This is a genomic window from Neorhizobium sp. SOG26, from assembly GCF_003491345.1.
Classification (GTDB): domain Bacteria; phylum Pseudomonadota; class Alphaproteobacteria; order Rhizobiales; family Rhizobiaceae; genus Neorhizobium; species Neorhizobium turbinariae.
Map to the genome: position 1 here is coordinate 830,800 of NZ_CP025512.1, position 20,970 is coordinate 851,769.

At 61.9% G+C, this 20,970-nt stretch carries 20 protein-coding genes and 1 tRNA gene; 9 read left to right on the forward strand and 12 right to left on the reverse strand.

Annotated features, from left to right (window positions below; all coding sequences use genetic code 11):
* Nucleotides 1-47: 47 nt before the first annotated feature.
* Nucleotides 48-542, reverse strand: a complete 495-nt coding sequence (locus CYG48_RS04105; RefSeq protein WP_118849211.1) for an outer membrane protein assembly factor BamE — start codon at nt 540-542, stop codon at nt 48-50.
* Between the two features lie 260 nt (nt 543-802).
* Here CYG48_RS04105 and CYG48_RS04110 point away from each other — a divergent pair, with 260 nt between their 5' ends.
* The 6 genes from CYG48_RS04110 (at nt 803) to CYG48_RS04135 (ending at nt 5,239) form a co-directional block, all read left to right on the forward strand.
* A complete protein-coding gene (locus CYG48_RS04110) occupies nt 803-1,363 on the forward strand; it encodes a ubiquinol-cytochrome C chaperone family protein (protein WP_118849212.1) in 561 nt (186 codons plus the stop codon).
* Nucleotides 1,360-1,926: a YceD family protein gene (locus CYG48_RS04115; protein WP_118849213.1), complete on the forward strand. Its 567-nt coding sequence runs from the start codon at nt 1,360-1,362 to the stop codon at nt 1,924-1,926. Before CYG48_RS04110 ends, CYG48_RS04115 begins: the two co-directional genes overlap by 4 nt.
* Nucleotides 1,927-2,072: 146 nt before the next feature.
* Nucleotides 2,073-3,119, forward strand: coding sequence for a phosphate acyltransferase PlsX (gene plsX, locus CYG48_RS04120; RefSeq protein WP_118851490.1), 1,047 nt, complete (start codon nt 2,073-2,075; stop codon nt 3,117-3,119).
* A gap of 18 nt (nt 3,120-3,137) precedes the next feature.
* A complete protein-coding gene (locus CYG48_RS04125) occupies nt 3,138-4,109 on the forward strand; it encodes a beta-ketoacyl-ACP synthase III (protein ID WP_118849214.1) in 972 nt (323 codons plus the stop codon).
* A 118-nt stretch (nt 4,110-4,227) separates the two neighbouring features.
* Nucleotides 4,228-4,566: an integration host factor subunit alpha gene (locus CYG48_RS04130; RefSeq protein WP_118849215.1), complete on the forward strand. Its 339-nt coding sequence runs from the start codon at nt 4,228-4,230 to the stop codon at nt 4,564-4,566.
* Nucleotides 4,567-4,702: 136 nt separating this feature from the next.
* Nucleotides 4,703-5,239 carry a MerR family transcriptional regulator gene (locus tag CYG48_RS04135; RefSeq protein ID WP_118849216.1) on the forward strand — a complete coding sequence of 179 codons (537 nt, stop codon included), beginning with the start codon at nt 4,703-4,705 and terminating at the stop codon, nt 5,237-5,239.
* A 36-nt stretch (nt 5,240-5,275) separates the two neighbouring features.
* Here the strand turns inward: CYG48_RS04135 and CYG48_RS04140 are convergent, their stop codons facing one another.
* Nucleotides 5,276-6,064: a beta-1,6-N-acetylglucosaminyltransferase gene (locus CYG48_RS04140; RefSeq protein WP_245450409.1), complete on the reverse strand. Its 789-nt coding sequence runs from the start codon at nt 6,062-6,064 to the stop codon at nt 5,276-5,278.
* A gap of 281 nt (nt 6,065-6,345) precedes the next feature.
* Here CYG48_RS04140 and CYG48_RS04145 point away from each other — a divergent pair, with 281 nt between their 5' ends.
* The gene (locus tag CYG48_RS04145; RefSeq protein ID WP_118849218.1) at nt 6,346-6,789 is read left to right on the forward strand and encodes a BA14K family protein; all 444 of its coding nucleotides are present in this window, start codon (nt 6,346-6,348) and stop codon (nt 6,787-6,789) included.
* Between the two features lie 128 nt (nt 6,790-6,917).
* Nucleotides 6,918-7,754: an ammonia-dependent NAD(+) synthetase gene (gene nadE, locus CYG48_RS04150; RefSeq protein WP_118849219.1), complete on the forward strand. Its 837-nt coding sequence runs from the start codon at nt 6,918-6,920 to the stop codon at nt 7,752-7,754.
* A 46-nt stretch (nt 7,755-7,800) separates the two neighbouring features.
* Here the strand turns inward: nadE and CYG48_RS04155 are convergent, their stop codons facing one another.
* The 10 genes from CYG48_RS04155 to CYG48_RS04200 all read right to left on the reverse strand — a co-directional run bounded on the left by CYG48_RS04155 (nt 7,801) and on the right by CYG48_RS04200 (nt 18,572).
* Nucleotides 7,801-11,010: a PAS domain S-box protein gene (locus tag CYG48_RS04155; RefSeq protein ID WP_199925208.1), complete on the reverse strand. Its 3,210-nt coding sequence runs from the start codon at nt 11,008-11,010 to the stop codon at nt 7,801-7,803.
* A gap of 197 nt (nt 11,011-11,207) precedes the next feature.
* A tRNA-Pro gene (locus tag CYG48_RS04160) sits at nt 11,208-11,284 on the reverse strand.
* 130 nt (nt 11,285-11,414) lie between these two features.
* On the reverse strand, nt 11,415-12,626 hold the full coding sequence (locus CYG48_RS04165; protein WP_118849221.1) for an O-antigen ligase family protein: 1,212 nt from the start codon (nt 12,624-12,626) through the stop codon (nt 11,415-11,417).
* A gap of 150 nt (nt 12,627-12,776) precedes the next feature.
* The gene (locus CYG48_RS04170) at nt 12,777-13,124 is read right to left on the reverse strand and encodes a hypothetical protein (RefSeq protein WP_118849222.1); all 348 of its coding nucleotides are present in this window, start codon (nt 13,122-13,124) and stop codon (nt 12,777-12,779) included.
* 167 nt (nt 13,125-13,291) lie between these two features.
* Nucleotides 13,292-13,480 carry a hypothetical protein gene (locus CYG48_RS04175; RefSeq protein ID WP_118849223.1) on the reverse strand — a complete coding sequence of 63 codons (189 nt, stop codon included), beginning with the start codon at nt 13,478-13,480 and terminating at the stop codon, nt 13,292-13,294.
* A gap of 134 nt (nt 13,481-13,614) precedes the next feature.
* The gene (locus CYG48_RS04180) at nt 13,615-13,872 is read right to left on the reverse strand and encodes a helix-turn-helix domain-containing protein (RefSeq protein WP_150132682.1); all 258 of its coding nucleotides are present in this window, start codon (nt 13,870-13,872) and stop codon (nt 13,615-13,617) included.
* A gap of 66 nt (nt 13,873-13,938) precedes the next feature.
* A complete protein-coding gene (locus CYG48_RS04185; RefSeq protein ID WP_118849225.1) occupies nt 13,939-15,189 on the reverse strand; it encodes an O-antigen ligase family protein in 1,251 nt (416 codons plus the stop codon).
* Nucleotides 15,186-16,736 carry an undecaprenyl-phosphate glucose phosphotransferase gene (locus CYG48_RS04190; protein ID WP_118849226.1) on the reverse strand — a complete coding sequence of 517 codons (1,551 nt, stop codon included), beginning with the start codon at nt 16,734-16,736 and terminating at the stop codon, nt 15,186-15,188. Before CYG48_RS04190 ends, CYG48_RS04185 begins: the two co-directional genes overlap by 4 nt.
* Nucleotides 16,737-16,818: 82 nt before the next feature.
* Nucleotides 16,819-17,979: a glycosyltransferase family 4 protein gene (locus CYG48_RS04195; protein ID WP_118849227.1), complete on the reverse strand. Its 1,161-nt coding sequence runs from the start codon at nt 17,977-17,979 to the stop codon at nt 16,819-16,821.
* Between the two features lie 8 nt (nt 17,980-17,987).
* Entirely contained in the window at nt 17,988-18,572 is a 585-nt protein-coding gene (locus tag CYG48_RS04200; RefSeq protein WP_118849228.1) for a polysaccharide biosynthesis/export family protein, read from the reverse strand.
* A gap of 180 nt (nt 18,573-18,752) precedes the next feature.
* Between CYG48_RS04200 and CYG48_RS04205 the strand changes: the two genes are divergently transcribed.
* Nucleotides 18,753-20,969: a GumC family protein gene (locus tag CYG48_RS04205; RefSeq protein WP_118849229.1), complete on the forward strand. Its 2,217-nt coding sequence runs from the start codon at nt 18,753-18,755 to the stop codon at nt 20,967-20,969.
* Nucleotide 20,970: the final 1 nt, after the last annotated feature.

Consider the following 20,970-nt stretch of genomic DNA (forward strand, 5'->3'; position numbering starts at 1 on the left):
AACGATCCTCGCGGGCCTTCTGATTCTGATAAGCGGGCGAGCTTGGCTTAGTTGCCGCCGAAGCCACCAAGGATGCTGCGCGCGGCTGCCGCGCCGCTGCTTGCTGCACCCGTGCCGCCCGACAGCAACTGCTGCAGGAAGGTGAGGTCGCGGCCGCCGGTCGGGGTTGTGCGAGAAATCGTGTCGAAGACCTTGCCGTCCTGCAGCGTGTAGTTTGCGCGGCGGGCGACAACGCCATCCTTGTCGAAGTAGATGGCGAGAACCGTCTGTTCGACGAGGCGCGGCTTCATGGCGGCAAATGCACGCTGGCGCTTCTGCGAGATGTAATAGAAGACCTCAGAATCGAAGGTGGCCGTCGTGGACGGAGTGCCCATGGTCAGCAGCACCTGCTCGCGGCTCGATCCTTCCGGGATCAGCTTCAACGACTGCTCGTCAACGACGTAGCCGTTATAGAGGGTGTCACCGATCTGCATTGACGTGCAGCCGGTCAGTCCGGCGGTTGCGATTGCCGTGGCCAGGGCCGCTTTGCTCAAGAATGTCATTTCGTATCCGAAAACCCGCTTGCTCAACGGTATCCCCCAAACTCAACTGGCCCCTGCTGAACCTTACCATTGTGGCTATTCAGGGACGTGAGACCGTCCGCAGCCGCTCTTCACGGTCGCGAAAATCCTCGACCCCGTTCGCTGGTCTGGCGGAACGGCATTGCTTTTCGTGCCTGCTTCGGTAAACCAGCTTTCGTTTCCATGCAACATCGGCCAGGCGCTTGGCCGGACATTCGTGGAGACATACAGCAGGAATCGAGATGATATTCGGCCTTTTCAAGAAGAAGAACCGCAACCAGGCGATCATCAACCGGCAATATGCGACCCTGACCGAGACGGCGCGCATCCCGTTCTTCTACAGCGACCTGCATGTGCTGGACACGGTCATGGGCCGGTTCGAGATGCTGTCGATCGTGATGATCCTGTTCTTCCGCAGGACGGCAAAATCGCCGGTCAGCGGCCAGGAACTGGCCCAGGAAATCGTCGACGCCTTCTTCCAGGACATTGATCACTCGATCCGCGAACTGGGTATCGGCGACCAGGGCGTGCCGAAACGTATGAAGAAGCTCGCCGGCATGTTCTATGGCCGGCTGGAAACCTATGCGGCGGCGCTTGAGAACAAGAACGAGGCGGAACTTGCGGGAGCGCTGAGGCGCAATATCTATCCGAATGCGGATGATGCGCCCGAGATGCGGGCACTCGCCGGCTGGATGATCCGTGCGGAAGCGGCCCTTGCCGCGATTTCCGAAGACGAGATCTCCACCGGACAGGCGGTTCTCCTCGATCCGGCGGCGCCCGCACCAGAAAGGTATGTGTCGTGAAGAATGAACATGTGCGGAAGGAAAAGCCTCCGTTTTCATACCCTGTGAAAGTCGGCCACGTTTCGGCCAATCCGATTACCGTGCGGCTGGAAGCCGATGAGCGCGAGCGCCAGGGGCTGGCGAAGCTGTGGCAGGTGGAAGCGGTCGATTCGCTCAAAGCCGAGCTGCAGGTCGTGCGCTGGAAGAAGGACGGCGTCCGCCTGAAGGGCCGCGTCGAAGCTTCGATCGTCCAGGCCTGCGTGGTAACGATGGATCCGGTCGAATCGAGAATTGAGGAAGACCTCGAGCAGATCTTCGTGCCGGAAGGTTCGAAGCTCGCCCGCATCGTCAGCAACGAAGCGGCCGAGATGGTGCTTGATCCCGAAGGCCCCGACCTGCCGGAGACCTTTGCAGGCGACACGATTGATGCCGGCGAAGTGGTCGCCGAATTCGCCGCACTTGCAATCGATCCGTATCCGCGCAAGCCGGGTGTCGAGTTCGCCGATCACCTGGAGAGCGATCCGAACGACGAAGCGGAGCGGCCGAACCCGTTCGCGGTGCTGAAAGACTGGAAAAAAGACTAAGCACGGTTGTCAGCAGGAGCGAAAACTATATTTTGGCCACGATTTCGCCGGCAGAGCCACGCAAGAGCTAGGCCGTTTGTGACGCAAGAAACTAGCGCATGGCCTTCCGGAACATGCGTTCGGCGAAGATTAAGGATCAGGGACGCGTGATCAGAATTTCTCTCGACGCCATGGGTGGCGACTTCGGTCCTGAAGTCGTGATTCCGGGTGCCGCCAAGGCCTTGGAACGCCATCCAGACGTAACCTTCCTCATCTACGGGCTGAAGGCCCAGTGCGAACCGCTGCTCGCCAAATATCCGAAACTTCGCGAAAAATCCGTCTTCCATGATTGCGAACTTGCCGTGGCCATGGATGAAAAGCCGAGCGCTGCCCTGCGGCGCGGTCGGTATGTCTCCACGATGTGGCGTTCGATCGAGGCGGTGAAGCTCGGTGAAGCAGACGTGGCCGTGTCGGCCGGCAATACCGGTGCGCTGATGGCGATGGCGAAGTTCTGTCTTCGGACCATGGCCAATATCGAACGCCCTGCAATCGCCGGGATCTGGCCGACCTTGAAGGGCGAAAGCATCGTCCTCGACATCGGTGCCACGATCGGCGCCGATGCTCAGCAGCTTCTGGATTTCGCGCTGATGGGCGGCGCCATGGCGCGCGCGCTTTTTGAAGTCGAGCGTCCGACCGTCGGCCTCCTCAATGTCGGTGTTGAAGAAGTGAAAGGTCAGGAAGAGGTCAAGGAAGCCGGGCGCCTGATCCGTGACGCCAACATGCCCACCATTGCCTACCACGGCTTTGTCGAGGGCGATGACATCGGCAAGGGCACGGTCGATGTCGTGGTAACGGAAGGCTTCACCGGCAATATCGCGCTGAAGGCCGCCGAAGGCACCGCCCGGCAGATCGCGACATTGCTGCGCGAGGCCATGTCGCGTACGCTGTTTGCCAAGCTTGGTTATCTTCTCGCCAAGAGCGCCTTCGATCGGCTGCGGGAGAAGATGGATCCGAACAAGGTCAACGGCGGCGTTTTCCTTGGCCTGAATGGCATCGTCATCAAGAGCCATGGCGGCACCAATGCCGATGGCTTCGCCGCTGCGATCGATGTCGGCTACGATATGGCGCGCAACGACCTCAATGCAAAGATCCAGCAGGATCTGACACTTTACCATGCCCGTCGTCAGCCCCTGGCTGGCCCGGAAACGGCATGACGACAGGATAAAATGAATATGATCCGTTCAGTGGTTCGCGGTTATGGAGCAGCGCTCCCGAAGCGGGTGATGACGAACAAGGAACTGGAGACGCTTGTCGACACCTCCGACGAGTGGATTGTCCAGCGCACCGGCATCCGCCAGCGTTACATCGCCGGCGACGACGAGACGACGGCATCGCTTGGCGAACAGGCGGCCCGCGCAGCGCTCGACAATGCCGGCCTGACGCCGGACGACATCGACCTCGTGCTGCTGGCGACCTCGACACCCGACAACACATTTCCGGCCACGGCGGTGAATATCCAGAACCGGCTCGGCATGACGCATGGCTACGCCTTCGATATGCAGGCCGTCTGCTCCGGCTTCGTTTATGCGATGGCGACTGCCGACCTGCACATCCGCGGCGGCATGGCCAAGCGCGTGCTCGTCATCGGTGCGGAAACCTTCTCGCGCATTCTCGACTGGACGGACCGCACGACCTGCGTGCTCTTCGGCGACGGCGCAGGCGCGCTGATCCTCGAAGCTGCCGAAGGCGAGGGGACCGTAGCGGACCGCGGCATCCTGACCTCGCACCTGCGCTCCGACGGTTCGCACAAGGAGAAGCTCTACGTCGACGGCGGCCCGTCCACGACCGGCACTGTCGGCCACCTGCGCATGGAGGGCCGCGAAGTCTTCAAGCACGCAGTCGGCATGATCACCGACGTGATCGAGGCCGCATTCGAGGCGACCGGAACGACGGCAGAGGATCTCGACTGGCTCGTGCCGCACCAGGCCAACCGCCGCATCATCGATGGATCTGCAAAGAAGCTCGGCATCCCGCCCGAAAAGGTGGTGGTGACGGTCGACCTTCACGGCAACACGTCGGCGGCATCCATACCGCTCGCCTTGTCCGTTGCACTCGCCGACGGGCGAATCAAGAAGGGCGATCTGGTGATGCTGGAAGCGATGGGCGGTGGGTTCACATGGGGTGCCGTTCTCATCCGCTGGTAAATTCGTACCTTCCTCAAAAGAGAAATAATCGAGACGACACAGGTGCTTGACCCCTGCGTCCAAGCAAAATACTGTCTAGCGGCTTCGACAAGATCAATCTCAGAATTGGGCGGGGATCATGGCCGGTAAGACAGTGACACGAGCAGACTTGGCGGAATCGGTTTTCCGTAAGGTCGGGCTTTCTCGGACGGAGTCGGCCGAGCTTGTCGAGACGGTTATTGATGAAATCTGCAACGCCATCGTGCGTGGCGAAGTGGTCAAGCTCTCGTCGTTCGCGACCTTCCAGGTGCGCGCCAAGAACGAGCGTATCGGGCGCAACCCCAAGACCGGCGAGGAGGTCCCGATCTCCCCGCGCAAGGTCATGACCTTCAAGGCATCCAACGTTCTGAAGAGCCGGATCCTCAAGGCTCACACGTCCCGCAAGGCAAAGCAGAAGCCGGTCAGCCCGGTCGCCTGAGCAGGTGCTTCGCGCCATCATCCGGTGAAAAGACTGCAAACATCCGACGTAACTCGTTGAGATTGCCTCGATTCGCGTTTATCAAACGAACAGTGGCTTCTGCCGTTGAGGCCGTTTCGTGTTGGGAGAGTGACGCGTGGACAAGAGCCCGGATGCTTTTCGCACAATCAGCGAGGTCGCAGATGACCTTGACCTTCCGCAGCACGTGCTTCGTTTTTGGGAAACCAGGTTTCCGCAGATCAAGCCCATGAAGCGTGGCGGCGGGCGCCGCTACTACCGCCCGGAAGACGTGGACCTGCTGAAGGGCATCCGCCACCTGCTTTACGACCACGGCTACACGATCAAGGGCGTCCAGAAGCTCCTCAAGGCCAACGGCAACAAGTTCGTGGCCGCCATCGCCTCCGGCGACATGGCGACGATGGAAGCCATCATGGCAGCCAACAACGAGAAACATGTCGAGCCCAAGGCGCCGGCGCCGGACGAGGACCAGATCGTCGGGCGCCCGAAGGTGAAGCCAAGCGGCCGCTTCTTCGGCTTTGGCTCCTCGCAGGACGATGACGTGCCGGAAGTGTCAATCGGGAAATCGAGTGTCGGTAAGGAAGACAGGGCGCTGCTCCAGGAAGCGCTGTTCGACCTGCTGGAATGCAAGCGGTTGCTGGACCAGGTGCGCTGACGGATATAGCGCCGGTTCGAGAGAACAAACGGTAACCTACAACAGCGACCGATCCGGATTCAGGGGCGCGAAATGCGCCACAGCCTCGAAGCTAACCTGCGGATCGAACTTGCGGGCAAAGAAGGCGCCGCTGCTCTCGATCGCCGGGATATCCGCACCGACAAGCCACTTCGGATGCTTGCCCGAGAACTGGATGTAACGGTGATTGTACGGCACGATCCTCTCCTCGATGCCCGGCACGTCATTGAGGATGTTCTGCCAGAAGACTTCGTCGGGGATTGAGCAGTAACGCATGATCCGGGGAAGCCCATGCCTGTCGACGCGATCCAATGCTGCCTCGACAAATGATCGATGCAGGAAGTGCCACTGCGAGCCATAGTAAAGCGGCAGCTTGCCGAACCACTTCAACGGGATCGGCAGCCGCCAGGACTTGCCGAGGAGCTCGAGATAGGCGAACCGGTTGCGCTTGCGCAGGCGTGTGTGGAGGCGAGGTGGCAGCGTTGCAATTTCGCGTCGGTCGATGAAGCTGCGCTTGTCCGCTGACACAAGTACTTCTTCGAGGTCCGCAAGCGGACGCACCGGAAAGTCGGTGCCGCTGAGGAAAACAAAATAGTCCCAGCCCGGATCAGTCATCGCCATTCGCGCCGTGCGAAGTTCAATCGTGATCTGCGACAAGCCACCCCAGGCGACCTTGTGGCGGGTCAGGAAGGTGATATTGGGATACTGCCGCAGCAGTTCGGGCAAATCGGAGAGCGTAGCATCTTTCGATTTGCGATCGATGTGGATGATGTAGCGGTGCCTTGGGGAGTATATTGCGCTTAGCATTGTTAGCAGCATCTGCGGCCGATCATGAGCCGCGATGAAAAAGCAAATACTGATGCTCACTAGTGTCTTTCACGCCAATGTGACTGTTGCAGATTTTGCAATCGCACAGGCGGTGATCGATGTATACTGCGAAATATCCTCTGTGCACACTGAACTCTGGTAGCGAACAGCCGCTCCGGTTGAGGGCCGGCTGGAACAAGTAGAAGACAAATACATTCACCTCAGGTTCAGCCGGAGAAGACGATTATCGCGTCCTAACCAAGGCTCGTGGAGGTGAACTCATGAAAAAGAAACTCGCCGTCGTCGCATTGTCCTTGATGACCGCGCTCAGCAGCATAGTACCAGCGCAGGCATTCCCGTCTGTCAGCCCTCTCAAGGTGGAAGCACCGAAGGATGTTGAACAGGTCCAGTACCGTCACCGTCGTGGTGGATGGCATGGCGGACGTGGCCACTATCGTCCCCGCCACTATGGGCACCGCCATTATCGGCGCGGGCCCGGTGCCGGCGCCATCATTGGTGGCCTTGCAGCCGGCGCCATCATCGGCGGCGCTCTTGCGGCACCCCGTTATGCCGAACCGCGTTATGTTGCGCCACGTCGTTACATCAGCGGTGGCAGTGCACATGTGAACTGGTGCTACTCGCGCTACCGTTCGTATCGCGCCTACGACAACACGTTCCAGCCGTACAACGGCCCGCGCCAGCAGTGCTACTCGCCTTACTCCTGAGACAGGCGTCAAGGAATGCAACGGAAGCCCGTTCTGCCTCGTGCAGAACGGGCTTTTTCTGTTGGCGGGCAGGTGTTTAGAAGGAACTTCACCGCCTGCTCGTACGTCTAGATGAACCGGACAGAATCATGAAGGAGGCCTTCTTGTTGGAGGAACAGCAGAAGATCATCGAGGCGCTCGGCGTCACCTCGCAGTTCGATGCAGGGGAAGAAGCAGAGCGGCGCACAAGCTTTCTTGCCAACTATCTGAAGGCATCATCCGCCAAGGGCTTCGTGCTCGGCATCAGCGGCGGCGTGGACTCGCTGACTGCAGGGCTGCTGGCGCAAAGAGCGGTGGAGCAACTGCGGTCCGGTGGGTTTGAGGCAACCTTTGTCGCCGTCAGGCTGCCCTATGGCGAGCAGGCGGATGAGGCCGATGCCCAGGCTTGCCTGGATGTCATGAAGCCGGACCGGACCGTGCGGATCAACATCCAGCCGGCGGCGGATGCGATGATGGCCGAGGTCCGGCGGGAAGCCGATGATCTCGTCGCCGGACCGCGCCTGCATTTCCACCTTGGCAACGTCAAGGCGCGGCAGCGGATGATCGCTCAATATGCCCTGGCCGGCGGCATGCGTGGCATTGTCATCGGCACCGACCATGCCGCTGAAGCGCTGATGGGCTTCTACACGAAGTTCGGCGATGGTGCCGCGGACATCCTTCCATTGTCGGGCCTGAACAAGCGGCGGGTCCGGGCGGTGGCCAAGCATCTTGGTGCTCCTGACAACCTCGTTTTCAAGGTGCCGACCGCCGATCTGGAATCGGACGCGCCGTTGAAGCCGGATGAAGAAGTCTATGGCGTGACCTATGACGAGATCGACGACTTCCTGGAGGGCAAGGTGATCCGCAAGGAGTCGCTGGATCGCATCCTGTCGACTTACCGTGCCAGCGGACACAAGCGCGCGCTTCCCGTTGCGCTGACGGACTGAGATCGCTTGAGCCGATCGGGATTGCGCCCATCGGGCAATCCCGGCGTCACTTGACGGAAGCCGCGCCCTGCAACTGGTTCAACATGTTGGCGAGCTCGTCCTTGCGGAAGGGCTTGGTGAGGCGCGCCAGGCCCGGCTCGATGCCCTGGTCGCCGGAATAGCCTGACACGATCAGGCACGGCGTGCCCGGCAGCCGCGCCTTGACGATCTCGACCAAATCCGTGCCGGTCATGCCCGGCATCAGGTGGTCCGTCACCAGCACGTCGAACCGCTGGCCACCGTCCAGGATCGCGATCGCTTGCTCGGCAGAGGCTGCCTCGATGACGTTGTAGCCAAGATCCGCCAACATGTCCGCCGTTGTGAGCCGCACCAGTTCCTCGTCGTCGACAAGGAGTGCGGTGGTTTGCGAGGGAACCGATGCGACGGCCTCTGGCGCCTCGGTTGCGGGGGAGGCGGCTTCAAGGCTCTGCGGCAGCCATAGCTCGACATTGGTGCCAAAGCCCGGGCGGCTGGAGATCTTCAGCGCACCGCCGAGCTGCTGGGCAAGACCATGCACCATTGAAAGCCCAAGCCCGGTGCCCTTGCCGATGCCCTTGGTGGAGAAGAACGGCTCGATCGCCCGGGCAAGCGTCGCCTGATCCATGCCGGAACCGGTATCTGCCACGGAAAGGCGGATATAGTTGCCCGGCTGCAGATCGGGCCGTGGCCCGTCGCGCACCACCTCCTGGCTTGCCGAAATGCGCAACGTCCCGCCTTCCGGCATCGCGTCACGCGCGTTGACCGCCAGGTTGAGCAGTGCCATTTCCAGCTGGTTCGGATCAGCCTTGGCGGGCGGCAGGTCTTCGGAAACGTCGATCGCGACCTTGATCTGCGGCCCGGTGGTGCTCGCCACCAGTTGTCCCATGTCCTGAATGAGCTTCGCCATGTCCACCGGCACCGCCTGCAGCGGCTGGCGGCGTGCAAAGGCAAGCAGCCGCTGCACCAGCGTCTTGGCACGCTCGGCAGACTGCATGGCACCCGAGATCAGCCGTTGTTCACGCTCGCCACCAACGCCACGACGCTGAAGCATGTCGAGACTGCCGACAATCGGCGTCAGGAGGTTGTTGAAGTCGTGCGCGACGCCGCCGGTTAGCTGGCCCATCGCCTCCATCTTCTGGCTTTGCCGCAGCGCTTCTTCTGCCTTGCGCAGGCGCTCCTGCTCCTCCATCCGCTCCGTCACGTCGTAGACGAACTGGTAGGCTGCAATGAGTTCGCCCGAGTCGTCGCGCAGCGCACTGAACTTCATTTCGTAGAAGCGGGTGTCGCGGTCCGGATCACCAAATTCGCCAACCTCGGAAAACTCCTCACCGGACAGCGCTCGTGCCCAGATCCTGCGGACCGTCGCCTGGTTCTGTGGATGATCGGCCAGAAGCTCGAGCATGTTCATGCCGACCTGCGGCCGCTTGCCATAGATGCGCTCGAACTCGTCGGCCGCCGCCCTGTTGATCGCGAGCCACTCGTAGTCGGCGGACAGGACCTGCACGAAGGCATTCGTTCCCTCGACGATGTCTGCCAGTAGCTTGCGCTCCTGCAGCGCGGCTTCGATCCGCCGCTCCAGCGTCTGGTTCAGGTCATGAAGTTTTGCTTCGGCGACCTTTCGGTCGTGGATATCGACGGATGCGCCATACCAGCGCACGATCGCGCCCGACTGCGGATCCCGGTAAGGCTCGCCGCGCACGAGAAACCAGCGATAGTCTCCGGAGGCCGAGCGAATGCGGTGCTCGACGAGGAACGTCGTGCCGTTGACGCGCGCGGCATCAAACGCCGCGAGGGTCGCCTCGCCATCGTCCGGGTGAACATGGCGGTCGGAAACGGCACTGGCGGTTGTCTCCGTCGGTTCCGAGCCGGTGTAGACATACCAGTGGCGATTGAAGAACTCGGCCCTTCCTTCAGCATCTGTAATCCAGATGATCTGTGGCACGGCATCAGCCATGATCCGGAACTGCGTCTCGCTCTCCCGCAGCGCCGTTTCCGCTTCCTTGCGATCATGGATGTCGATGGAGGTGCCGACCCAGCCCGTTACGCTGCCGCTGCTGTCACGGAGCGGTTCCGCCCGCACGACATACCAGCGATAAACGCCGTCGGCGCGGCGATAGCGCACCTCGATTTCGTAGGTCTTGCCCTGCTCACGCGCCTCGGTCCAACGGGCCGCGGTTTCCTCGACGTCATCCGGATGCAGCGTGGTGATCCAGCCGTTGGGCAGGGCTTCTTCGCGCGTCTGCCGGGTATATTCGTACCAGCGGTTGTTGAGGTAATGCGTCTCGCCGTCCGGCGTCGCAAACCACACGAAGGCCGGCAGGGCGTTGGTCAAGGTCCGCAGCGTCGCCTCGCTGCGCCTTTGCCGATCCTCCACCTCGCGCCGGGCATCAATGTCGATGACCGAGCCGACATACCCGAGAAATTCGCCATTGTCGTCGAACCGGGGTGCGGCGGCATCGAGCGCCCAGCGATAGGTGCCGTCATGGCGGCGCAGGCGATATTCGGCGCGAAACGGGGAACGCGTCGCATTGGCTTCGCGGAAGATGCGCTCCGCCTCGATCTTGTCCTCGGGATGGGTGGCTTCCAGCCAGCCGAACCCTTGCGCATCCTCCTGCGTCTGGCCGGTGAAGTCGTGCCAGGCGCGGTTGATATAGGTGCAGTGACCACTCGGATCGGTGACCCACATCATCACCGGCGCGTGGTCCGCCATGTTGCGGAAGCGGGCTTCGCTTTCGATCACCGCATGCTCTGCCAGCACGCGGGCGGTGGTTTCCGTGCAGGCGCAGAACATGCCGGCCACATGGCCGCTCTCGTCCCTGACGGGAGAATAGGAAAAGGTGAACCAGGTCTGCTCCTCGAATCCCCTGCGCAGCATGAGGAGCGGCAGGTCCTGCCGGTAGATCGCGTTGCCGGACATCGCCGCCTGGATCAACGGCAGGATGTCCGTCCAGATCTCGGACCAGACCTCCTGGAACGGCTGGCCGATCGCCTGCGGATGCTTGGACCCAAGGATATCGGCATAAGCGTCGTTGTAGAGGAAGCCGAGTTGCGGCCCCCAGGCCACGAACATCGGAAATTTCGACGAGAGCATCAGGCTGACGACCAGGCTGAGCGACTGCGGCCAGCCCTCTGGATCCCCAAGCGGCGACGTGGACCAGTCGAGATCGCGCATGCGCTGGGCGACCTCACCGTCACCGGCGAGGAAGCTGAGAGGCGAGGCAGGCGTGGCTAGATCCATCGTCTTTTCCGTCAGTGCGTGCTTCGCGAAGTTGGTCTTGATTAAATGGACACCGCGCGCCATCAGGGAAGCCCACAACCGGCGCCTTCGTCAAGAAATCTCTAAAAATCGGATGTATTGGCAAAAACGAAAAAGCCAGCAGGCAACGGGGCCGGCTGGCTTTAACCTCAGCTTACGCAAATAAGCTCAAATAGAAATGGTCGGAATGGCGGGATTCGAACCCACGACCCCTTGACCCCCAGTCAAGTGCGCTACCTGGCTGCGCTACATTCCGTCACCGCTCGTTTGCCCGACACATGGCCAAGCTTGGGGAGCACGGTTTCCCTAGTCGTTCCCTTGTTTTGATGCAAGCGAAAAACGAGCGCCGATGTCTCGGCCCGCGGTTCTCATGCGCCGGCGGTGGCTCAAGCGCCCGCCGCTAGATCGTCCAAAGCGGCAGGAATATCCTCGGTTGCCGGTGCAGACGGTGCTCCGATGACGGAGGAGACGATGACCAGCGTCACGATTCCGACGCTCATGTTGTCGCAGAGATAACCTTCGAACATGCTGCCGAGGATGAGGCCGAAGAACAGTCCCGCCACCAACTGGCCGGCAGATGATGTTTGGGCGCTTCTGCTTGCCCGGTAGAGGCTGGCGAAACCTGCGAGGATCATGGCCGACATGATGAGGAAGTAGGGCAGGCCGTAAGCCGCCCAGCCGCGCATCAGCGAGTTCTCTGACGCGCCTTCGAAAACACCGAGCCCAAGCACCGGACGTTTGGCAATGCGACGGACTAGATCCTGCCAGGCCGCCGACCGGGTGTCGGTGAAGCCGCCGCGGGAATAGACCCCCAGCCAGTTGTCCTGAGCAAGGTCCGAAACAAGAACAAGGCCGACCGCGGCCAAGAGCAGCGCGCCGGACGCCAGGCGCGCCTTGAAGCCGATGACGCGCCAGGCGCAGAGGTAAAAGCCACCTGCGAGGACAACGAGAGCAGTGCGCGAGCCGGTCTGCACCAGCAGGAACACCGCGGCTGCCAGAGCCGCAATGGCCACCGGCTTCAGTATGGGCCGGGCTATTAGCGCCAGATGCAAGAGAATGATGCCGCAGACCGCCATCTGCACGCCGAGAAAGTTCGGATGAACCGTCGTGCCGAAGAAGCGTGTGTTCTGGCCAAGGTAACCGTAGCCACCCAGATAGAACATCAGGTTGAGGCAAACGAGGATCAAGGAAAACAGGCTGAAAGCGGCCGCGACCGTGTCCGCCACAATATCATCGCTGACGTTGGCGCGCCGGAAGGCGATGAAAATCGTCAGGAAGGCAAACAGCAGGAACGCCTGCAGGCTCTTCAAAGCCAGATCCGCATCCTCGAACGAACTGCGGAAGGCCGCATAGAAGGGCAGGGCGCAGATCAGCAGCGAAACGGGATGGAGGCGAAGCCGCAGCTCTGCGCCGAGCAGGGACCACGCAGCGGCAAGCGCGGCGATCGCCAAGACGATCGGAAACATCATGGTGCGCAGTGCGACGAGCCACGGATGCGAGATGGCTTCCACCACCAGTTCGCCGGTCAGTGTCGTATCAGCCTCGACCTTAAAGGCGGCCAGCAGCAGGCAGCCGAGAAGCACCGCGAGAAGCGGCATGTCCACATCCCTGCGCTGCCCCGGAAAAACCATCGGCACCCCCACCAGGCGACGATAACATCAATGTTTGCGAACGTCGATTTCCCGACGACGCAAACAAAAAGCCCCGCGGGGGCGGGGGGCGGGGCTTTCGAGTTCAGGCGGCGGTAATCAGATTTCCGGGCAACCACGACGGTTGGCGAAGGTGATGCGGTCGGGACCATTCGAGGTCCAGCCGCGGACCGTGATGCTGCGATCGGTAACGCGGACGACTTCGGGACGGCGGAAACCTTCGTCGCGGGCGGCGGCACGTGCTTCACCGGGCGAGCAGCCCCTGTCGCGGCGGCCATATTCACGATTGCGGTCGCGGTCGCGATCCCTGTCACGAATGACCGGGCGGATGCCATCCGGGCCAAGGCGGAGCTCGACATCCTGGGCGGATGCCGGCGTCGAAACTGCAGCAATGGCGCCGAGCGAAAGTACGCTGGACAGCACCACAGTAGAAAGCATCTTGTTCATTGTTATCCTCCTTCTGCACAGTGGCTGCGGCCAATGCTGCGCGAACTTGTTCACGCACGCCAAACTGGATCGCCACGGCAATTGTTCCGGATAAAGATGAAGCTGCAGAAGAAGCAATAATGTATCAGAGATCTGGCGGACCACTACTTGGATGACGCCAGATGAGATTAGCGGAAGCGCGGTGCCCGCGTGGCGTTCATCAGCAGTTCCTGCTGGGAGGCAAAGGGTCCGAGCAGCTTGAGAAGCCGTGCTTCTTCCTCGCGGTGGAGGCGATAGCGTTTTGCGAACTCCGCAACGCTCCAAACCTTCTTCAAACCCTGATTGTTGAGCTCTTCAAGCTTGAGATGCGTCGTCATGCCCAGCCCCTTCTTCTGATTATTCGAACACCAACGATTTGAAGAAGAAGTTGTTCCTGGAAAAAATGCGCGCAAGGCGATTTTTCGAAGACGACAGGCCAGCCGTCGAGTCACTTGATTGATTGGAGCCGAGGTCAGCCGTCGTTGGCAGCGCTGAGGTTCTGCGGGCGAATGCCCTCGTTCGCCAAGTGTTGGCGCAACCGCACGCCCGGGCCGACATTCGCGTCGTCCTCGCCAGCTGCAAGGAACACGACATCCTTCGATTCGAAGATCACCCTGAGGCGCTCGGCAACGTCGGTCGGCGGAGTGGCCTGTGCTGCCTCGGCGTCCTCGATGACGTCACGCGGCAGGCCGGAGGCCTCGGCGAGGTCGTCGACGGTCATTCCTGTCATGGCGCGAGCCGCACGGATTTGGGAAGCAGTCAGCATGGAACTGATCTGGTGCGCTTGGCGGCCAAGTCAAGACGCAAGCGCGTTCGCCTCCGGTCCACCGCGGCGCTGCAGCCGGTGTTCAAGCGCGGCACAGCCCCAGACGATGCCGAGCAGCAGGTAGTAATGCCGCCAGTGATCGGTATCGATGACGTTGCCGATGATGGCGTGCCCGAGGATCATCACCCAGGCGATCATCAGGTATGGCTGCCACGGGCGTTCGCGCAGCATGTAGCGGAAGCCGAAGCCGATCGTGGTCCACAGCATGATCTGGTAGGTGATCGCGCCGAGCCAGCCATAGGTGGTGAGCGTCTTCAGCCAGATGTTGTGTTCGTCTTCGCCAAAGATCTTGCCGAAGGCCATCGGGCCGAGCCCCAGCGGACGCTCCATCGCCATCAGGAAGCCGATCTTGTGGCGCTCGAAGCGGCCAAGTCGGGCGCCGTCATATTCCTGCACCAGCTTGGCGCGGTTGGAGAAGAGTTCGGAGACCTGGGGAAATTGCAGCGCGACAATGAGCGCCAGCGCCAGCACCAGGACCGCGCCGCCGGCGATCGCCAGGATCTTGAACCGGAACGCCGTCGTGCGCTGCTTGAGCAGCATGACGACCACGAGCGCCACGCCGCTGAAGACCAGCAGGCCCCAGGCCGCGCGCGAGAAGGACAGGAAGATGCCAAGCGTCAGCACAAGCAAGCCCAGGATGAGAAGCGGCGTCTTGATGAGCGGCCCGGTCAGCATCCGGTAGAGGAGATAAAGCAGCGGTGCCACAAGGTATGGCCCGAAGACGTTCGGATCCTCGAAGGCACCCATCGCCCGGTTGTAGCGGGTGAAGACATGGGCACCGGGAAAGGCGTTGAAATAACCCGCGATGCCAAGCAGCGAGGTGATGATGGCGGCTGCAACCCATGCCTTGAACAATAGGTTGAGCCGGCGGTGGTCGGCCTCGATGACGGCGCAGTAGAAGACCGCGCTCAGCGCCAGGAAGATCGACACGGCGAAATAGAGGGGCGCGCCGCTGATGTCCTTCATCACGAACATCGTCAGGAGACCCGCGAGGTTGAAGACCATCAGCAGAACCAGCAGGGCGGCCGTGGTGCGCGAAATCTTCAGGCCCAGGATGAACCAGATGGCGATCTGGATCGCCATCACCAGTTCATAGGGCGCCGGTTCGGAGATGACGAAGCCGGACAGGAAGACGCCGAACGCAATCAGTGCCGTGCCGGCAATCCGCAGGGCTGCCAGCCGCGCATCGAAATGATCAGGACTGTGGACGACGGCGCTCAATAGGCATTGTCCGTGTTGAGGAGCCGGATCGGCGTCAGGAAGAAGATCTTCAGGTCAAACAGCAGCGACCAGTTCTCGATATAATCGAGGTCGTAGGCCGTGCGGGCGCGGATCTTCTCATCGCTGTCGAGCTCGCCGCGCAACCCGTTGATCTGCGCCCAGCCGGTGACGCCGGGCTTTACCCGGTGGCGGGCGAAATAACTCTCGACCACGTCGACATATTTGCGCTCACCAGTCTGCGCGCTCACCGCATGCGGGCGCGGGCCGACCAGCGACAGTTCGCCGCGAAGCACGTTGAAGAGCTGGGGTAGCTCATCGATCGAGGATTTGCGCAGGAAACGGCCGACCGGCGTCACGCGCGGGTCACCCTTGGTGACGGCCTTCACCGCCGTCTGGTCGCTCATCTCCGTGTACATCGAGCGGAACTTCAGCACTTCGATGATCTCGTTGTTGAAGCCATGCCGCTTCTGGCGAAAGATGATCGGGCCCTTCGACGTCATCTTCACGGCAATGGCGGCGGCGAGCATGATCGGCCACAGGACCGCGATGGCGCCCAGCGAAAAGACAATGTCGAACAGGCGTTTGGCAACCGAGTCCCAGTCGCGGATCGGCTTGTCGAAAATGTCGAACATCGGCACGGCGCCGACATGCGAATAGGAGCGTGGGCGAAAGCGCAGGCGGTTCGCATGTGCGGCGAGCCGTATGTCGACAGGCAGGACCCAGAGCTTTCGCAGCAATTGCAGGATGCGCTGTTCGGCCGTTGCCGGCAGCGCGATGATCAGCATGTCGATGCGGGCGAGGCGTGCGAACTCCACCAACTCGCCGAAGGTGCCGAGCTTCGGGTAGCCGGCGACGACAGTGGGGGAGCGCTCGCTGCCGCGGTCATCAAAGATGCCGCAGATGCGGATGTCATTGTCCGGCTGTGCTTCAAGCTGGCGAACCAGTTGCTTGGCGGGCTCGCCTCCACCGACAATCACGGCGCGCCGCTCCATCACGCCGTTGCGGGCCCAGTTGCGGATCGCATAGGCGATGAACTGCCGCTCGAGCAGCAGGAAGACGGCACCTGACGCAAACCATGCTGCATAACCACCAAAGGTCAGCGGGGTATCGAGGAAATGCACCGCGACGGCAGTCGGGACAAAAGACAGGATCCACGCCGTCTGGACGCGCTTCGTTGTGCTCCCCGCCGCGCGCAGCGAAGGGATCTGGTAGGTGTCGACGAGCTGCAGCAGCAGAACCGTCAGCGCAGCACCCGGCCCGATCAATGCGACGCGGTTCAAGAGCGCTGCCCAACCGGTTGGCGCAACCAGCATCGATACCAGAAGGCCGATGAAGAGGAGCGAGATGAACTCCGCCAATCGAAACTGCCCGATGAGCATGGCAGGCGAGGTTGTCTGGTCGCGGAACTGTTCGGCAATCTGCCGCGCAAAGGGGTTGAGCTCCGTCACACCCGTCGCCTCGTGCCGCTCTTGGCTCGCGCGCAGTTCGGAGACCTTCTTGCGCAGGTCTTCCATGTTGAGCTGTTCGGACGTGTTTGGCTGGCTCATCTGCCCTGTCCCCCTCGGCTGCCGAGATGATCAAGCCCCGGAGCAATAGACAGGCACTAGCAAAAAGAGGTGAAAGAAGCCTTTAGCGAGGCGCGCCCGTTGCCGCTGAGGCAAGTACATTTTGGTACAGGTCAAGCATTTCACTGGCCATCACAGAGGCCGAGAATGCTTTTTTCAAAGTTTCCGGGTTTGGCATCACGGTATCTTTCCAGTCCGGCGTCGCCATCGATGCTGTCATGATCCGCGCGAGATCTTCCGCATCGCCAGGTATGGCAAGTGCGGCGCTTTGTTCTCCCAGCACCTCGGGAATGCCCCCGACACGGGACGCAATGACCGGTTTGCCGGCCGCAAGCGCTTCCAGCACGATGTATGGCATGGCTTCGGCGCGGGACGGGACGACGATGGTTTTCGCGAACGCAAAGGCTTCCCTTGCCGGCATGGCCGGCCGCATCTCGATCCGGTTGGAGAGGCCGCGGGCCTGGATAGTCGCCTGATAGCGGTCGCGGTCGGGCCCGTCGCCGACCATCAGGGCGGAGAGCCGGCGCCCGGACAGAGCTTCGGTGCGGGTGAAGGCGTCGATGAAGACATCCGGTCCCTTCAGGTCTCGCATCATGCCAATATAAAGGAAGTCGCGCGCGTTTTCGATCGTCCCGACCGGCGTGAATTCAGCATCCTTGATGCCGTTGTAGATGACCCGCGAGAGCGTGCGGGGCGCGCCGATCTTGGCTTCATAGGTGCGTCGCTCGTAGTCGCAGACGAAAACGACTGCGTCGCCGAGGCGCTCCTGGAACTTCTCCATCCGGAACACGACCTGGCCGGACAGGCTGCCACGTTCGAAGTGGAGGGTGCCGCCATGCGGCGAATAGAGGCGGGCTACGCAATACCTGTTCACCCGCAGGGCTGAGCCGATCATCCGGGCCAATGCGCCACCCTTGGCGCCATGACCGTGCAAGATGTTCGGCTGCAAGCTCTTGATGTGTTTGTAGCTCCTGTAGATGGCCACCGCGTCGGTCGGCGTGACCGCCCGGCGCATGGGAATTCGGGACAGGCCGAGCGAAAGCATCGGCCGGATGCTGTCGAACAGGCGCTCTTCATGCGCGCCACCCGTCAGGCTATCGCAAAGGATGCCGACGTCGTGGCCTGCTGCTCGGTGCTCCTCCACGAGATCGCGCACATGCCGGAAGATGCCGCCCACCGGCGATCGAAAGCAGTGCAGAATCCGCAATGGAGCTTGTTGGGTCATGGCTCTGTTCAGAAGAGCCGTTCGCGAACGTAGATCGTGTCACCTGCGAGAACCGGGGCGGAGATGTTGGCCCGCCCGGTGATAACCTCACCGTTGATCTTGCGTGTTACGTCGACATCGCGCTGGTTGCCACGCGAGGTGAAGCCGCCTGCAATCGCGATTGCGTTCTGTGCCGTCATGCCAGGAACATAGGAATACTGGCCCGGGCGGCCGACTTCACCCATGACGAAGACGGGGCGATAGCGGTCGACCTCGATCGTCACGTCCGGGTCGCGCAGATATCCCTGCTTCAGGCGTGCGGCAATCGCGGCTTCCATGGCGGGCAGGGTCTGGCCACGCGCCGCCACCTGGCCGATCAGCGGAAACGCGATGTAGCCGGCTTGGTCCACCGTATAGCTGTTGGTAAGGCTGGGCTGCTCGAAGACGCTGATGCGCAGGCGGTCGCCGCTGTCCAGGCGGTAAGGCTGGATTGCAGCCTGGTCGAAGCCCTTGGGCGCCGGCGCATAGCCTGTGCAGCCGCTCAGGATCATCACGGCCGTGCCAAGCACGAGCGCGGATCTGGCAATCACACGTTTGATAGGGGCGAACGACATTGCGTTCCAGGCTCCAGCGGGGTTCATCTGGCTGCTGTTATCAATCTGTTAGGGTTAACGCCCGGTAAAGGCGCCCGCTGATTTTGCCGTTTGGTGGGTTCGAAAAGGGCCGCTGCACCATTAACCCGCAGGTTACCATGATCCTTTACCATCGCGCCCAACCGAGAGTTGGAGCGTGTTATGTCGGGCGTAAACGGTGGCAATCAGGACGTGGATATCGATCTCAGCCGCATCATTGCCGCTGTGTGGGATCGCAAGGTCAGGATCCTCGGTGTCACGGTTGTCGCTGCCGCGGTGGCCCTGGTTGGCGCCAGCCTGGTAAAACCGAGCTACATGGGCGAAACGCGGGTGCTGATCGAATCCCGTTCGCCGAACCTGTCCGGAGCCGAAGCCGCCGCCCAGGCCAATGATCCGCTTCTCGACTCGCTCAACGTCACCAGCCAGGCGCAACTCCTCCAGTCGAGTGACCTGATCAAGCGGGTGGTGCGTGACCTCGGTCTGGCAAAGCTGGAAGAATTCGACCCCGCCGGCAAGGCGCTGATCCCGAACCCGCTGGTGATGATCGGGCTGAAACAGGACCCGATGAAGCTCAATGCGGAAGATCGGGTGATCGAGGAATTCCGCGAGAAGCTGCATGTCTATGCGGTGGAGAACTCACGCGTCATCGCGATTGAATTCTCCTCGCATGATCCGAAGCTCGCATCGGACATCCCGAACCAGATGGCGGAAGTCTACCTGGAGTTCCAGAGCGGCGCCAAGCAGGACACCCATTCCGAAACCGCCAAGTGGCTGGAGCCCGAAATCGCCAACCTGACGGAGCGGGTGAGGGAGGCCGAGAAGAAGGTCGCCGACTACCGCTCCGCCAACGGCCTGTTTCAGACGACCGAAACCAGCAGCCTGTCGACCCAGCAGTTGAACAACATTTCCGCAGAGTTGACACGGGTGAGGGCGGAACGCGCCAATGCCGAAGCGCGCGCCGAAAACGTGCGTGCGGCGCTGAAGGCCGGCCGCTCGGTCGATACGCTGAGCGATGTGGTGGGCTCGCAGGTGATCCAGCGTCTGAAGGAGGCCGAGGCCAATCTTCAGGCGCAGATCTCCGACAGCGCGACCTCGCTGCTCGAAGGGCATCCGCGCCTCAAGGGGCTGCGCGCCCAGCTTGCCGGTATTCGCCAGCAGATCGACAGCGAAACGCGCAAGATCCTCACCAGCCTCGACAACGAAGCGGAGCTTTCGCGGATCCGCGAGCGGCAACTGATGAGCCAGTTGAACGGGCTCAAGGCGGATTCCGCCCGGGCCGGCGAAGAAGAGGTCGGCTTGCGCGCCCTGGAGCGGGAAGCAGCAGCCCAGCGCCAGCTTCTCGAAACGTACCTTGCCCGCTACCGCCAGGCGACCTCGCGGCTGGAAAGCAATTCCACGCCCGCCGATGCGCGTGTCGTTTCGCGCGCCGTCGAACCGTCCGAACCCTATTTCCCGAAGATCATCCCGATCGTTGTGGTTGTATCGCTGGTAACCTTCATTCTAGGCTGCCTGCTTGTCGTGATCACCGAGCTTTTCTCCGGCCGTGCGCTGCGCCCGTTGAACCCGCGTCGGGACGAGGTGGCGCCGGCAGACGCCGCGCCCGTTGTTGCCGCTCCGGTGCCCGTCGCAGTCTCGCAGCCAGAACGAGTGCGACCGGAGCCGGTGGTGGCCGCAGCGCCAGCCGTTGCTCCCGCTGCACCGGCGGTCGCTACGGCAGAGGCCGTCGCGCAGCCCGAGTCCACTGCGCCGGCATCGGTCATGGTAGACGAGACCGCATCCGAGGATCCAAGCTTTACCATTGACGCCGTCGCGCACTACCTGCAGCGTTACGCCGTACCTGTGGCGATTGCCGTATCACCGAGCGGTGACGCCGGTTCGACCGCAACCGTCGTGCTGGCGCGCGAGATCGCCCAGCAGGGCCGTTCGGTCGTGCTGATCGACATGACGGGCTCGGCCTGCCCGACGCGGCTGATGGCCGAAAGCCGCAAGCTACCGGGCATCACCGATCTTCTCTGCGGCGAAACCGCCTTTGGTGACGCCATCCATCCAGACCGGCTTTCCAGCGCCCACATCATCCCGCAGGGTGTGTCCGATCCTGCGCGCGCCATGCGCGGCGCCGACCGGCTGACGATGATCATCGACGCGTTGGCCGACGCCTACGACCTCGTGGTCATCGAGTGTGGTCCGGCAGAAGCGGACGGTCTTTCACGTCTCACGCGCAAGGAAGGCGCCGAGATCGTACTGTCGGTTCCGGGCTTCAAGGATGAGGACGTTGCAGCCCTCGTCCTCGGTTTTGAGGAGGCGGGCTACCCGAACCTGCTCGTCATGTCCGAAGCGACCGACCGCCACCATCCCCGCAGCGGTCGCAGGGCCGCGTAAG